The sequence below is a fragment of the Xenophilus azovorans DSM 13620 genome, assembly GCF_000745855.1.
Taxonomy (GTDB): domain Bacteria; phylum Pseudomonadota; class Gammaproteobacteria; order Burkholderiales; family Burkholderiaceae_C; genus Xenophilus; species Xenophilus azovorans.
The window spans coordinates 1-14,232 of sequence record NZ_JQKD01000003.1; the positions used below are offsets into that span (position 1 = coordinate 1).

The window sequence follows — 14,232 nt, forward strand, 5'->3', positions numbered from 1 at the left end:
CGCGACCGCCTGTACGCCGAGTGCGCCCGCGCCGTCAGCGAGGCCGGCGCCGAGCGCGAGTCGCTCTTGCTGGCCCGCCTGGCGCTGCTGCTGTTCGAGCAGCTCGGCGACGAGGCGCGATGCCGCCAGGCCCTGGCCGACGCCCTCCACGCCCTGCCCGTACCATCCCTGTCCGCGTTCGGCAACGACACACAAGGAGATTGAACGATGCAACGACGACACCTGCTGGCCACGCTGGCTTCCGGCGCGGCCCTGGCCGCCACCCCCTTCGCGCGCGCCCAGGGCTGGCCCGAGCAGCCCATCAAGTGGATCGTGCCCTACCCGGCCGGCGGCGGCACCGACGTGATCGCCCGCGCCCTGGCCGAGGCCATGCGCGGCCCGCTGGGCCAGCCGCTGCTGATCGACAACCGCCCCGGCGCCGCCACCAACATCGGCGCCGACCTGGTGGCCAAGAGCAAGCCCGACGGCTACACCATCATGTCGGCCGACAACGCCGTGCTGGCCTTCAACGAGTACCTGTTCAGCAAGCTGCCCTTCAGCCCCGACAAGGACTTCAGCTACATCGGCGCGATCGGCAAGTTCCCGCTGGCGCTGGTGGTGCACCCGGACTTCCCGGCCAAGGACTTCAAGGAGTTCTTCGCCTACGTGAAGGCCAACCCCGGCAAGGTGAACTACGCCTCGCCCGGCAACGGCTCGCCGCACCACCTGGCGATGGAGATGTTCAAGAACCGCACGAGCACGTTCCTCACCCACATCCCCTACCGCGGCGCGGCGCCGGCGATGCAGGACGTGATGGGCGGCCAGGTGCCGTGCATGTTCCTCGACCTGGCCTCGGGCCTGCAGATCATGCAGAGCGGCAAGGTGCGCGTGCTGGCCATCGGCTCGGGCGCACGCAGCAAGCTGCTGCCCAGCGTGCCGACGCTGGCCGAGGTGGGCGTGCGCGACTCGGAAGTGTTCGCCTTCCAGGGCCTGCTGGGCCCGGCCGGGCTGCCGGCGGCGACGGTGCAGCGCCTGAACACGGAGCTGAACCGTTCTTTCTCCACCCCGGCCGTGATCAAGCGCTTCGCCGACATCGGCATGGACGCGATGCCGGGCACGCCCGAGCAGTTCCACCAGCTGGCGCGTGCCGAATCGCGGCGCTGGGGGCCGGTGATCAAGGCCGCCGGCATCAAGCTGGATTGACGCGCCGGCGCGTGGACCTTCTATGATCCGCGCGCCGCATCGGGCGGCATCCGGCGGGCCGGCCCGCGCCGCAGCGCGGCGGGCCGGCCTTCGCTTCCAAGAAACCAGGGAGTTCCCATGCATCGTTATCGCTGGGCCGCATGCGCGGCCGTGGCAGCCGTGGCCGCGCTCACGGGCTGCGAAACCATGAAGTCCGCCGACGGCGCCAGTGCGCTGCTGGCTGCCGGCGGAACCGCCGCCAAGGCCATGTCGCTGAGCGACGGCGACGTGGTCGCCATGTCCGACCAGTCCTGCGCCGCGATGGACCAGAAGAACCAGATCGCGCCGGCCGGCAGCAAGTACACGCAGCGCCTGAACCAGCTCGTGCGCCAGATGCCGACCACCGTCAACGGCAAGCCGGCGGTCTACAAGGTCTACGTGACGCAGGACGTGAACGCCTGGGCCATGGCCAACGGCTGCATCCGCGTCTACAGCGGCCTGATGGACCTGATGACCGACGACGAGGTACGCGGCGTGCTGGGCCACGAGATCGGCCACGTGGCGCTGGGCCACAGCAAGTCCCGCATGCAGACCGCCTACGCCGCCTCCGCCGCGCGGGCGCTGGCCGCATCGGCCGGCGGCGTGGTGGGGCAGCTGTCGCAGTCGCAGGCCGGCGACCTGGCCGAGAAGTTCGTCAACGCGCAGTTCTCGCAGGCGCAGGAAAGCGCGGCCGACAACTATTCCTTCGACCTGCTGACCGAGCGCAAGCTGGAGCGCAAGGGCCTGGTCACCGCCTTCGAGAAGCTGGCCCAGCTCAGCGGCGGCGCGTCCGGCGGCAGCTCGATCCTCAGCTCGCACCCGCCGTCGTCGGAGCGCGCGGCCGCGATGCGCAAGCGCCTGGACGCCGCCACCGCGAAGAAGTGACGCGGCGCCTCCGGGCGCTGCACGCGCCCGGGGGCTGGACTAAGCTCGCGGGATGACCACCCCCTCCTTCACCCCCAAGAGCTATTCCCCCACCCCGGCCCGGCGCGTCGCGTTCCTGGGCCTGGGCGTGATGGGCTACCCCATGGCCGCCCACCTGGCCAAGGCGGGCCACACGGTCACCGTCTACAACCGCACGCCCGCCAAGGCCGCCGCGTGGCTGCAGGAGCTGGGCGGCGCGCCGCACGCCGGCGCGCCCACGCCGCGCGAGGCCGCCGCCGGTGCCGACATCGTGTTCTGCTGCGTCGGCAACGACGACGACCTGCGCAGCGTGGTGCTGGGCGACGACGGCGCCTTCGCCGGCATGCAGGCGGACGCCGTGTTCGTCGACCACACCACCGCCTCCGCCAACGTCGCGCGCGAGCTGTCGGAGGCCGCGCAGGCCAAGGGCCTGCACTTCATCGACGCCCCCGTCTCCGGCGGCCAGGCCGGCGCGCAGAACGGCGTGCTCACCGTGATGTGCGGCGGCGAGGCCGCGCCCTTCGAGCGGGTGGAGCCGGTCGTCGGCGCCTTCGCCCGCGCCGTGACGCTGCTGGGCGCCAGCGGCGCCGGCCAGTTGGCGAAGATGGTCAACCAGACCTGCATCGCCGGCCTGGTGCAGGGGCTGGCGGAGGCCATCGCCTTCGGCCAGCGCGCCGGGCTGGACATGGCGAAGGTGCTCGAGGTGATCGGCAAGGGCGCCGCGCAGAGCTGGCAGATGGACAACCGCGGCAAGACCATGATCGAAGGCAAGTTCGACTTCGGCTTCGCGGTCGACTGGATGCGCAAGGACCTCGGCCTGGTGCTCGACGAGGCCAAGCGCAACGGCGCGCGCCTGCCCGTCACGGCGCTGGTGGACCAGTTCTATGCCGACGTGCAGCAGGCCGGCGGCAGCCGCTTCGACACCTCCAGCCTCGTCACTCGGCTGAAATAAACCCACCCCCAGTCTTCGCGGACCTTGGCCTGCCCTGAGCCTGTCGAAGGGTTCCGCTCCGCCAACCCCCTCAAGGGGGCACACCCTGCGGCCTGGCAGAGCCAGTTCCGCGGGTGTTCCCGCATGGCCTGCTCCGCGGCCTTCGGATCGGAAGCGTTGCGTCAGTTTCTTTTCAGCGCACGGGCGTCGTCACCACGCCCGGCGCGGCCGGCGGCGGCGAGTCCATCGGCGGCAGCGGCACGTGCGAGCCCTCGGTGGGCGTGGCCTGCGGCGGCGCGCCGGTGCCGCCCGGCACGGCGGTGGCGCCCTCGTCGATGAACTCGAACACCCGCACCACCTTCGCCACGCCGGAGATGCCGCGCGCGATGTCGGTGGCGCGGTCGCCCTCACGGCGCGTGACCAGGCCCATCAGGTAGACCGCGCCGCCCTCGGTCACGACCTTGATCGAGTTGGCCGGCACGTCGCTGGCGTCCAGCAGCGAGGCCTTGACCTTGCTCGTGATGTAGGTGTCGTTGGAGCGGCGCCGGATGTCGAGCGCCGGGCCGACCACCACCTCGTTGACCACGTGGCGCACGTTGGGCGTGGTGCGCACCGCCTCGCCGGCGCGGGCCTTGTCCTGCTCGCTGCCCACGGTGCCGATCACCAGCGCCGTGCGGTTGAAGCTGATGACGGTGACGTTCATCTGGTCGTTGGCGATCTCGCGGATGCGCGCGGCGGCGCGCAGCTCGATCGCCTGGTCGTCCAGTTGGGCGCCGGAGCTGCGGCGGTCGGTGGCCATCAGGCCCACCCCGGCCGCGGCGGCGCCGCCCACCACCAGCGGCACGCAGGCCGAGAGCGCGCCGGCCAGCGTGCAGGCCGCCAGCGCGGCGGCAGCCAGGCGCAGCGGCGCCGTCGAACGGGTGCGAAGGGTCGTGATCGTCATGGCGAAACTTCCTGTTCTCCGAGTAGTTGGGCATCCACCGCGTCGCACAGGCAGTGCAGCGCGGTGAGGTGGACTTCATGGACGCGCAGCGGCCGCTCGTGCGGCACGCAGACCTGCACGTCCGTCTCGCGCAGCGCGCGGCCGACGGCGCCGCCGGCCCCGCTGCCGACGCCGCCGGTCAGGGCGATCACGGTCATCTCGCGCTCGTGCGCCGCCGACACCGCCGCCAGCACGGCGGCCGACTCGCCGCTGGGCGTGAGGGCCAGCAGCACGTCGCCCGCCTCGCCCAGCACGCGCACCTGCCGCGCGAAGCCCTGGGCGTCGGCGGCAGCGCGCGTGTCGGCCTGCGGGTCGCTCAGCGGGCCGTCGATGGCCAGGGCGGCCAGCGAGGGCCGCTCGCGCTCGAAGCGGCCGACGAACTGCGCGGCGAACTGCGCGGCCAGCAGGCCGGACACGCCGGCCCCGCAGGCCAGCACCTTGCCGCCGCTGGTGACGCAGGCCAGCAGCGCCTGCACGGCCTGCACGAGCGGCTTGCTCAGCCCCGGACCACCCTGGTACTTGAGGTCGGCGCTGTCGATGAAATGCTGCTGGATGCGAAGCTCGAGCATGTTGGCGGGCGATGATAGCGGCGGGCCCTGCAACCAAACGTGCAGGACGGCGCCGCGCATGCGTGGAATGGAGCGCGATGCCGCGTGCGAGGTTCCCGGCTTGGGGGTGGCCTCATTCCGCGTCGAAGGCGGCACGCAGCCAGGTGATGCCCGTGGGCTCCACCAGCACCGCGTCGAAGCGGCAGGGCGGCGGCGAAGGCAGGCGCAGCAGGTAGTGCCGCGCGGCGAAGACGATGCGGCGGCGCTTGGCCGCGCCGATGCTGGCCGCGGCGCCGCCGTGGGCCGTGCTGCCGCGCCGCCGCACCTCGACGAAGACCAGCGTGCCGCCGGGCTCGCGCATCACCAGGTCGATCTCGCCGCCGCCGCGGCCGGGGGTTCGATAATTGCGCGCCAGCAGCGCCAGGCCGGCGGCGCGCAGGTGCGCCAGCGCCGCGTCCTCGGCGGCGTCGCCCTGCGACTTGGTCGTGGCGCGCGCAGCGCCCGCGACGACGCGAGACAGAAAACCCATCGTGACCTCCCTGACTTCCAGCGCCTCCTTCGGCGCCGCCCTGCAAGCCGCACACGAGGCGGCGGGCGCGCAGCATTATCCGGGGGGCACGCTCTACGCCGTCGCCACGCCGATCGGCAACCTGGCCGACATCACGCTGCGCGCGCTGCACGTGCTGCAGATCGCCGACGCGGTCGCCTGCGAGGACACGCGCCACACGCAGCAGATGCTGCGCGCCTACGGCATCGAGCGGCCCGCCGCGCAGCTGCTGGCGGTGCACCAGCACAACGAGGCCGAGGCGGCGCAGGCCGTGGTCGCGCGGCTGGCCGCGGGCCAGCGCATCGCCTTCGTCAGCGACGCCGGCACGCCCGGCGTGAGCGATCCCGGCGCCCGCCTCGCCGCCGCCGTGCGCGCGGCCGGGCACCGCGTGCTGCCGTTGCCCGGTGCGAGCAGCGTCACCACGCTGGTCAGCGCCGCCGCGCTGGTGGACGACGCGGGCGGCGCCTTCGTCTTCGCCGGCTTCCTGCCGGCGCGCGGGCGGGAGCGCGAGGCGGCGCTGCGGCTGCTCGCCGCCGAGCCCCGCGCCGCGCTGCTGCTGGAGGCGCCGCACCGCATCGAGGCGCTGGCGCAGTCGCTGGCCGCGCTGGGCGCGCGCCCCGTCACCGTGGGACGCGAGCTGACCAAGCAGTTCGAGGAGATCGCCACGCTGCCGGCGCAGGAACTGGCGGCCTGGCTGGTCGCCGCGCCGCAGCGCACGCGCGGCGAGTTCGTGCTGGCGCTGCACCCGCTCGCGCGCCCCGCCGCCGGCGGGGCCGAGCCGGCGCTGGACGCCGAGGCCGAGCGCGTGCTCGGCCTGCTGCTGGCCGAGCTGCCGACCAAGGGCGCGGTGCGGCTGGCCGCGCAGATCACCGGCGCGCCGCGCAATGCGCTCTATGCGCGGGCGGTGGCGCTGCAGCAGGCGGCGCCGGACGCCTGAGCATTCAGAGGTCGAGTTCGGGATAGCGCCGGAAGATGCCTTCCTCGTTGAAGGCGATGCGGCGCGGGCTGCGCAGGTAGGCCGCCACGCGGGGCACGGCTTGCACGCGGTCGTGCAGTTGCACCACGGCCGGCGTGCGGGCGAGTGCCCGCTTCGCGGCCCGCGGGAAGGCATGGCGCAGCCCGGCCACCAGCTGGAACAGCGACAGGTCGGCATAGCTGAGCGCATCGCCCACCAGGTGCGCCGGGCCCGCCGGGTTGCGCGCCAGCACCTGCTCGAACCAGCCGAGGTACTTGGGGATGCGCTCGCGGCAGAAGGCGCGGCTGCGCTCGATCGCGGCCTCGCGCTGGTCCTCGTAGTACATCGACACCGACAGCGGGTGGTGCGTGTCGTGCGCCTCGGCCACCACGTCGGCGACGGTGAGCTGGAGCTGCTGCGTCCACACGCGGTCGGCCTCGCCTTCGGCCACCAGCCCGAGCCGCGGGCCCAGGTAGAGCAGGATGGCGGCCGTCTGGCCCACCACCACGTCCCCGTCGATCAGGAAGGGCGGCGCGAAGGAGGGACGCGGGTTGTGCGGATCGCCCAGCGTGCGCATCAATGCCTCCTCGCCGCCGCCGCGCGCGGGCGGCTCGCGCGCCACGTCCACGTAGGGCGCGCCGGCCGCCTCCAGCGCCAGCCGGACGAACTCGCCGCGGCCCTGGATGGTGGGCCAGTAGTGGAGCTGGTAGGGAGTGCGGTTCGTGCCGGTCATGCCAGCAGTCTGCGCCGCGGCGTCGGCGCGCGGCGTCGGACGATGCGCCGCTGCGCCACCCGGAAGGTCTTCGCCCGCGCCTCAGGCGGCGGGGCCGGGCCGCACGCCGGGGCGCAGCCGCCTGTACGGGTAGCGGGCCGGGTCCGCCGCGGCGTCGCCGGGCGCCTCGACCAGCAGGACGTCGCGGCTCAGCGGGCCGAAGTCCGCGCGGAAGTGGCAGGTGCTCTTGAGCACCAGGATGGCGGCGCGCGCCGGGTCGGCGCCGAGGTGGTGGAACGGCGCCGGGTCGAAGGCCTGCATGCGGGTGGTGCTGACGACGACGCGCGTTCCGCCGATGCGCAGCAGCGCCATCGGGCCGAGGTCCATGCGCAGGCCGCCGGCCACGCTGCCGGTGGACACGAAGCGGCCGTCCCCCAGCCGCTCGACGACGAAACGGCCGGCGAAGGGCGGGCGACCCAGGGCGATGTCGATCGACGCGCCCTCCCCGGCGGCGTGGGCCGCGGCTGCCGCGGCCGCATCGCACAGGATGCCCAGCAGCGCGCCCTGCGCCTGCGCGCGCACCAGCGCGGCGAGCAGGCCGGTCGTGTCCGATCCGGCCCCGGCGCCGGGGTTGTCCTGCACGTCCGCCAGCAGCACCGGCCCGGTGCCGGGCGCGCTGCTGCGCCGCATCGCTTCCTCGACGGCGGCGTCCATCGGCCACAGCGCCGCCTCGAAGTGCGGCGCTTCGTCCAGCACGGCGCGCAGCAGGCTGGCGCATGCCTCGTCGGCCGCGGACTGGCTGTCCGCATGCACCATCACGGCGGGGCCGCACCAGTGGCGGTCGTTCAGGGGGAAGCCGGCCGCATAGCAGCGGCTGACCACCTCGCCGGCATCGGCGAGCGAGCGGTCGACGATCCTGCGGCTGGGGCCGTCCAGCGTGGACTGGGCATGCAGCGGGATCAGGAAGGGCAGGTGCGCGATCGCCACGCCGGCGCTGCGCCCGCGCACCAGCAGCCGCCGGACCAGGCCCGCGGCGATCCGTCCGCACGCCACCCGGTCGACGTGCGGGTAGGTGCGATAGACCACCGCGCCGTCGATCATCCGGGCGAAGGCGGGCGACAGGTTGGCGTGGTAGTCGAGCGTGACGACGATCGGCACCTGCTCGCCCGCCACTGCGCGCACGCGCCGCAGCAGCTCGGCCTCCGGGTCGTCGAGACGAGGCGTCGCCATGGCGCCGTGCAATTCGAGGTAGATGGCGTCGGGTCGCGGCGCACCGGCCAGGCGCGACACCAGTTCGCCGCACACGTGCTCGAAGGCCTCGTCGCTGACCATGCCGCCGGCGCCGCCGCTGGCCCAGGCCAGCGGCAGCAGCGCGTGGTCCTGCCCGATCGCCTGCAGGAAGCCGGTGGTCGGGAAGGCGCCCGAGCCCAGTTCGTCCAGCATCCGGGCGCCGGGCAGCAGCGGCGGGCGGTCGCGGCGCGACAGGAAGTGGTCCAGCCCCACGTCCTGCGACGGCGCGAAGGAGTTGGACTCGTGCGAGAAACCGCCGAGGGCGATGCATGCCTTTTTCGCCGCACCTGTCATGAAGCGGGCCCGCGCCTACTGCACCTGCACGCCGCTTTCAGCCACCATGGTGCGCCAGCGCCGGCGCTCGTTCTCCATGAACTGCGCGTGCTGCGCCGGCGTGTTCAGCTCGCTGGGCGACAGGCCCATGTCCTCGATGCGCCGCACGACGGCCGGATCGCGCAGGGCCGCGTTGATGGCGTCGTTGAAGGCGCGCACCGCCTCGGCCGGCGTCTGCCGGGGCAGGAAGACGCCGTTCCACGTCGGCATGGCGAAGCCCGGGAAGCCCTGCTCCGCCACCGTGGGCAGGTCCGGTGCGGCGCGCAGCCGCTCGGGCGCCAGGGTGGCCAGCATGCGGACCTTGCCTTCCTGCGCGAGCTGGCGGGTCAGCGACAAGGTCATCAGCGCGAGGTCGACGCGGCCGGCCACCAGGTCGGGCACCACGTGGCTCTCGCCCTTGTAGGGCACGTGGTTCAGGGTGACGCCCGCGCGCTTCCACAACGCCTCTTGCGCGATGTGCAGCGTGCCCATCGGGCCCGCCGACATGTAGGACACCTTGCCGGGGTTCGCGCGCGCATCGTCCAGCAGGTCGCGCAGCGACCGATGGCGGCTGTCGGCCGCCACTGCCATCACGAAGTCCACGTAGCAGAAGTTGCCGGCGTCGACGAAGTCGCGCGCCGGCTTGTACGGCAGCGTGGGCTGCGTGTACTCCAGCAGCGCGTTGGTGCCCACGCCGCCGAACAGCGCGACCTGCCCGTCGGGCGGCGCCTTGGCGACGTAGGACGCCGCGAGCACGCCCGCCGCGCCGACGCGGTTCTCGACGATCACCGGCTGGCCGAACGCGCCTTCCATCGACTTCGCCAGCAGCCGGGCGAGCACGTCGGTGGCGCCGCCCGCCGCGAACGGCACGACCAGGTGCACGGGCTTCGACGGAAAGCCCGGCTGGGCCGAGGCGCGGCCCGGCGCGCCCAGCAGCGGCAGCGCGGCAGCGGCGGCTGCGCCCAGCAGCCTGCGGCGCGACAGCCGTCGCGCGGATTCTTCCCAAGCGCGTTGCGTTTCAAACATGCGTTCCTCCTGTTGCGTGCATTGCATCGTTCAGTCCAGCCGGATCCCGGCCTCCCGCACCACCCGGCCCCACTTGTCGTACTCGGCGCGCACGAAACGCGCGAGCTCCCCGGGCGAGCTGCCGGCCGGCTCGGCGCCCAGCGTCGCCAGCCGCTGGCGCAGCGCCGGGTCGTTCAGCGCGCGCACCACCTCGGCGTTGAGTTTCGCGATCACTGCCGGCGGCGTGCCGGCCGGCGCGAACAGGCCGTACCAGGCGCTGGCCTCGTAGCCGGGCACGCCGGCCTCGGCGATCGTCGGCACCTCGGGGAAGGCGGCCGAGCGCTTGCCGTTGGCCACGGCGATCGGACGCAGCTTGCCCGCGCGGATGTGCGGCTCCACCGTCGCCAGGTCGAAGGTCAGGTCGACCTGGCCGGCCACCACGTCGGTGACGCCCTGCACCACGCCCTTGTAGGGCACGTGCACGATGTCCACCTTCGCCATGGTCTTGAGCAGTTCGCCGGCCAGGTGCTGCGAGGCGCCGGCGCCGCCGGAGGCATAGGTCAGCTTGCCGGGGTGGGCGTGCGCGTAGGCCAGCAGCGACTTCATGTCGGCCGCCGGTACCGACGGATGCGCCACCAGCATCAGCGTGCCGCTGGCCACCAGGCCGATCGGCGCGAAGTCCTTCAGCGTGTCGTAGGGCATGCGCGAGAACAGGTGCGCGTTGACCGCGTTGGTGCCGATCGAGCCCATCAGCAGGGTGTAGCCGTCCGGCCTGCTCTTGGCGACGAAGTCGGCGCCGATGTTGCCGCTGGCGCCGGCCTTGTTCTCCACGACGAACTGCTGGCCCAGGTGCTGGCCCGCGTGCTGCGCGATAGCGCGCGCCAGGATGTCGGTCAGGCCGCCGGCCTGGAAGGGCACGACGATGCGAACCGGCGCGCTCGGGTAGTCGCCGGCTTCTGCCGAGGCAGCCAGCGCGCACGCGCCAAGCAGCACGGCGGCGATGAGCTTCTTCATGGCATGTCTCCTTTTGCTCTCTGGGTGTCCGCTGCGGGTGCGGATCAATGCGTGCCGTCCAGGATCGCGCCCTCGGCGCGCAGCCGCGCACGCAGCGCCTGCACGTCCAGCGCGGCGAAGTCGTCGCCGTCCGCGTCGCGCAGCATCGCGGCGGCCGTGCCCACCGCCTGGCCCATCGCCAGGCAGGGGCCCATCACGCGGGCCGAGCCGTGCGCGCCGCGGTCGGCCGAGAGGATGCGCCCCGCCGCCGCCACGTTGCGCAGCCCCTTCGGCAGCAGGCAGCCCCAGGGGATGTCGTAGGAGCCGCCGCCCTGCACCGGGATGCGGACCTGCCCGGTGCCGGACTGGTGGATGTCCACGTGGTGCGAGCCCTTGCCGATGCCGTCCTCGCGCTTGCGCGCCGCCAGCACGTCCTCCTGCGACAGGCTGGCGTGCCCGTCGATGCGGCGCGTCTCGCGCACGCCCACGCGGCTGGCGATGCCGCTGTAGGCCGCCTGCTCGAAGCCGGGCACGTGGCGGCGCATGAACTCGCTGCACTGCCAGACCTGGTCGGACAGGGCCGCGAGGGTGGCGCTCAGGTCCGCCGTGCGGGTGCCGTCGATGCCGCCGATGCGCGTGGTGTTCAGGCACACCTCGCCGCGCCGGCGCGAGGTGGGCTGGATCATGATGAGCGCGGTGGGATACAGCTCGCCGCGCGCGATCGCGCCGGACACCAGCGGCCCGTCGCCCTTCAGGAACACCGTGGGCTCGCCCTGCGCCTGCGCCGCCTGCGCCAGCTCGCGGTCGGTGCGGCCCTGGCGGATCGCCTCGCTCTCGCCGAGCGCGAAGTGCTCGGGATGCGCGTGCAGGAATTCCAGCAGCGGCCCGGTGCGCACGCCGGACATGCGGAACATCAGCGACACCGGCTGCAGCTCGCCGCCGGGGCCGCCCTGCAGCACCGCGCCGCCGGCGGCGCGCACGATGTCGGCGTCGCCCGAGCAGTCGATGAACAGCGGCGCGCGGATCTCCGTGCGGCCTTCCTTGTTAAGCACGTGCAGCGCGCGCACGCGGCCCGCCTCCATGCTCACGCCGGTCGCGCAGGTGTGCAGCAGCAGCCGCACGCCGGCACGCGCGAGGGTGCGCGCCACGGCGAGCTTCATCACCTCCGGGTCCAGGCACACGTACCAGATCAGCCGGAAGTCGTTCAGCGGGCCGATGTAGCCGCCCAGGCGCTCGCACTCGGCCAGCAGCTCGCGGCCCACGCCGCCGAGGATCCACTCGCCGCGCGCGTTGAGCGCGCCATCGATCGCCATGCCGCTGATCAGCTCGCCGCCGGGCATCGGCCCCGACTCCACCAGCGTGGTGCGCGCGCCGCCGCGCGCCGCCGCCAGCGCGGCCGCGATGCCGGCTGCGCCCGCGCCCAGCACCACCACGTCGCTGTCCGTCACCTGCGCGGCCGGCGCGAAGTCCGCTCGTGTCTCCATCTCCTGCATCTCCGTGTCTCTCCGCCCCGATCGGGCGTGAGGGAATTATTCGAAGCGCAATGCGGTCCGTGTCGCCGGGGCCTGCCTGTTTTTCCGTATAGTGGACAAAATGACTTCGCGCACCCACGCCGCCGACGGCGCGCAGAGCCTGCACCGGGCCATCGGCCTGCTGCGCCTGCTGTCGGCGCGCACCGCCACCGGCTGGCGGCTGAGCGACCTGGCGCAGGAGGCCGCGCTGGAGCATTCGACGGTGCACCGCATGCTGGGCTGCTTGCTGCACGAGCGCCTGGCGGTGCGCGTGGCGGGCACGCGGCGCTACACGCTCGGGCCGCTGGCCTACGAGCTGGGCGTGGCCGCCGCGCCGCACTTCGCGATCGAGCGGCTGGCCGGCCCGGCGCTCGCGCAACTGGCCGCCGAGACGCGCGACATCGTGTTCCTCAACGTGCGCAGCGGCGCCGAGTCGGTGTGCGTGGCGCGCTTCGAGGGACGCAAGGCGCTGAAGGCCTACACGGTGGAGGTCGGCACGCGCCGGCCGTTGAGCCTTTCGGCCGGCGGCGCGGCGATGCTGATCGCGCTGCCGCGCGCGGAGCAATCGCGCATCCAGGCGCTGAACCTGCGCGCGATCGTGCGGCGCGGCGAGGCGCAGCAGACGGCCGTGCGGCGCATGCTGCAGCGCTCCCGCCGGCTGGGCTACGGCTGCAACCAGGAGGACATCATCCCCGGCATCGCCGCGATCGGCGTGGCGATCCGCTCGGCGGCGGGCGAGCCGCTGGCCTCGCTGAGCCTGGCGGCGGCGGGCGCCGACCTGGCGCCGCCGCGGCGCAGCCGGCTGCTGGAGCGGCTGAACGCCGAGGCCCGCAAGATCGGCGCGCAACTGGAGCTGCTGCGCTACTGATCCGAGGGCCGGCGAAGCGCGCGCCCCCTGTGATCAGGACGGACGGGACGATCGGCTCAGTCGCGCACCAGGACCTGCACCACGCAGACGGAGCCGGCGCCCAGCAGGTGGCACACGCCGACGCGATCGCTTCCGCGCAGCCGCCGCACCGTCTCCCAGATCTGCGCCAGGCCCGTGGGCCCGCCGGGATGGCCCCGGGCCAGCAGGCCGCCGTCGGTGGAGAACTCCGGCAGGCCGAAGCGCTCGCGCGAGCCGGGCCCGAAGGCGCCCTGCTCCACCAGCGCCTCGGTGGCGCCGGGCTCCGAGAAGCCGAGCAGCTCGTAGTACATCAGTTCCTCCACCGCGAAGGCGTCGTGCACCTGCACCACGTCCACATCGCGCACGCTGCGCCCCGCCTGGGCCAGCGCCGCCGCGGTGGTGACGCGCGAGAGCTCGGGCGGGCCGACGATCGCGCCTTCGAGGATCAGCTCCCGGGAATAGGCGTCGCTGCCGAAGGCGCTGCCGGCCAGCCGCACGCGGGGGTGCGCCGAGCCCGCCGGCCAGGCCTCCTCGCTGCACAGGACCGCCGCCGCGGCGCCCTCTCCCCAGGGCGTGCACATCATCGACGTGAAGGGATCCGCGATCATGCGGCTGCCGAGCACGCGCTCGATGCCCACCTCCTCCGGCGCACGGCGCGCCGCGAACGGATTGCCGCGCGCGTAGTTCCAGTTCTTCGCGGTGATCATGGCCAGGTGCTCGCGCGTGGTGCCACGCTCGTGCATGCGCCGCTTCGCCCACAGGGCGAAGGAGACGACGGGCGGGAAGTTCCCCTCCGCGACGATGAGCTCCTCCACGGGCACGGCCTTCTGCGGCGAGTCCATGCCGATCACGAGCACGCGCCGCGCGTCGCCGCAGCGGATCGCCTGGCGCGCCGCGTGCACGGCCGCCAGGCCCGTGGCCGATGCGTTGGTGACGTGCTGCACCGGCACGCCCGTCAATCCCAGCTCCTTCGCGATGAAGATGCCGCGCGGCGACAGGGGGTGCGCCGTGCCGACGACCACCGCATCGATGTCCCGGTAGCTCAGGCCCGCATCCTCCAGCGCGGCCAGGGCGGCGTCGCGGCCCAGCCGGACGCCCACGCCGGGCCCGTGGTTGCCGAAGGGCACCATGCCGACGCCGGCGATCAGCACGTCATTCATGGGCGAACCTCGCATGGCCTTGCTCGTCGACGGCCTGCGCGGCGACGCGCGCGCCGATGCGGTCAGTGCCTGCCTCCAGCAGCGTCTGGATGCGCGCGCCGCAGTCCAGGTCGACGATGCCGTAGGCCTGGCCGTTGAACGTGGTCGCGCTGAAGAGCACGCCGGCGGCCGGCACCGCCAGGGCTTCCGCCTCGCGCAGCGAGCCGTCGGCCACGAAGCTGCGCGGCGGCACGTAGATCTGTCCCGAGACCGGGTCCCGGGACGCTGGGAGTTGAGCGACAGGCAAGGGGTTCTCCA

The 14,232-nt window shown here is 73.6% G+C and carries 16 protein-coding genes; 6 read left to right on the forward strand and 10 right to left on the reverse strand.

Translation table 11 applies throughout. The features are described from left to right. The 4 genes from Q392_RS00005 to Q392_RS00020 all read left to right on the forward strand — a co-directional run. The coding region (locus Q392_RS00005) for a hypothetical protein (protein ID WP_157007651.1) at positions 1–204 on the forward strand (204 nt) is incomplete at its 5' end. Positions 205–207: 3 nt separating this feature from the next. Continuing rightward, on the forward strand, positions 208–1,182 hold the full coding sequence (locus tag Q392_RS00010) for a Bug family tripartite tricarboxylate transporter substrate binding protein (protein ID WP_038200158.1): 975 nt from the start codon (positions 208–210) through the stop codon (positions 1,180–1,182). 117 nt (positions 1,183–1,299) lie between these two features. After that, positions 1,300–2,085, forward strand: coding sequence for a metalloprotease LoiP (loiP, locus tag Q392_RS00015; RefSeq protein ID WP_038200160.1), 786 nt, complete (start codon positions 1,300–1,302; stop codon positions 2,083–2,085). A 52-nt stretch (positions 2,086–2,137) separates the two neighbouring features. Beyond that, on the forward strand, positions 2,138–3,055 hold the full coding sequence (locus Q392_RS00020; RefSeq protein ID WP_038200162.1) for an NAD(P)-dependent oxidoreductase: 918 nt from the start codon (positions 2,138–2,140) through the stop codon (positions 3,053–3,055). Between the two features lie 172 nt (positions 3,056–3,227). Here the strand turns inward: Q392_RS00020 and Q392_RS00025 are convergent, their stop codons facing one another. From Q392_RS00025 to Q392_RS00035, 3 genes are all read right to left on the reverse strand, one after another. Continuing rightward, the gene (locus Q392_RS00025; protein WP_038200164.1) at positions 3,228–3,977 is read right to left on the reverse strand and encodes a BON domain-containing protein; all 750 of its coding nucleotides are present in this window, start codon (positions 3,975–3,977) and stop codon (positions 3,228–3,230) included. Further along, positions 3,974–4,585 (reverse strand): SIS domain-containing protein, encoded by a 612-nt coding sequence (locus Q392_RS00030; RefSeq protein WP_038200166.1) that lies wholly within the window; start codon positions 4,583–4,585, stop codon positions 3,974–3,976. Before Q392_RS00030 ends, Q392_RS00025 begins: the two co-directional genes overlap by 4 nt. A 112-nt stretch (positions 4,586–4,697) precedes the next feature. Next, positions 4,698–5,093, reverse strand: a complete 396-nt coding sequence (locus tag Q392_RS00035; protein ID WP_038200169.1) for a YraN family protein — start codon at positions 5,091–5,093, stop codon at positions 4,698–4,700. 1 nt (position 5,094) lies between these two features. Between Q392_RS00035 and rsmI the strand changes: the two genes are divergently transcribed. Further along, positions 5,095–6,048 (forward strand): 16S rRNA (cytidine(1402)-2'-O)-methyltransferase, encoded by a 954-nt coding sequence (rsmI, locus tag Q392_RS00040; RefSeq protein WP_038200172.1) that lies wholly within the window; start codon positions 5,095–5,097, stop codon positions 6,046–6,048. Between the two features lie 4 nt (positions 6,049–6,052). Here rsmI and Q392_RS00045 read toward each other — a convergent pair whose 3' ends face one another. The 5 genes from Q392_RS00045 to Q392_RS00065 form a co-directional block, all read right to left on the reverse strand. Continuing rightward, positions 6,053–6,799, reverse strand: coding sequence for a glutathione S-transferase (locus Q392_RS00045; protein WP_038200174.1), 747 nt, complete (start codon positions 6,797–6,799; stop codon positions 6,053–6,055). Between the two features lie 81 nt (positions 6,800–6,880). Then, a complete protein-coding gene (locus Q392_RS00050; RefSeq protein WP_038200175.1) occupies positions 6,881–8,362 on the reverse strand; it encodes a M81 family metallopeptidase in 1,482 nt (493 codons plus the stop codon). A gap of 15 nt (positions 8,363–8,377) precedes the next feature. Then, entirely contained in the window at positions 8,378–9,406 is a 1,029-nt protein-coding gene (locus Q392_RS00055) for a Bug family tripartite tricarboxylate transporter substrate binding protein (RefSeq protein ID WP_051952540.1), read from the reverse strand. A gap of 30 nt (positions 9,407–9,436) precedes the next feature. Beyond that, positions 9,437–10,399, reverse strand: a complete 963-nt coding sequence (locus Q392_RS00060; protein ID WP_038200177.1) for a Bug family tripartite tricarboxylate transporter substrate binding protein — start codon at positions 10,397–10,399, stop codon at positions 9,437–9,439. 44 nt (positions 10,400–10,443) lie between these two features. Further along, a complete protein-coding gene (locus Q392_RS00065) occupies positions 10,444–11,862 on the reverse strand; it encodes an FAD-dependent oxidoreductase (RefSeq protein ID WP_169748266.1) in 1,419 nt (472 codons plus the stop codon). Between the two features lie 109 nt (positions 11,863–11,971). Between Q392_RS00065 and Q392_RS00070 the strand changes: the two genes are divergently transcribed. After that, positions 11,972–12,757 carry an IclR family transcriptional regulator gene (locus Q392_RS00070; protein ID WP_051952542.1) on the forward strand — a complete coding sequence of 262 codons (786 nt, stop codon included), beginning with the start codon at positions 11,972–11,974 and terminating at the stop codon, positions 12,755–12,757. A 56-nt stretch (positions 12,758–12,813) separates the two neighbouring features. Here Q392_RS00070 and Q392_RS00075 read toward each other — a convergent pair whose 3' ends face one another. Both Q392_RS00075 and Q392_RS00080 read right to left on the reverse strand, forming a co-directional pair. Beyond that, complete coding sequence (locus tag Q392_RS00075; protein WP_169748267.1) at positions 12,814–13,935, reverse strand: thiolase family protein; 1,122 nt, start codon at positions 13,933–13,935, stop codon at positions 12,814–12,816. Continuing rightward, the gene (locus Q392_RS00080) at positions 13,928–14,221 is read right to left on the reverse strand and encodes a PhlB family protein (protein ID WP_157007654.1); all 294 of its coding nucleotides are present in this window, start codon (positions 14,219–14,221) and stop codon (positions 13,928–13,930) included. Before Q392_RS00080 ends, Q392_RS00075 begins: the two co-directional genes overlap by 8 nt. Positions 14,222–14,232: the final 11 nt, after the last annotated feature.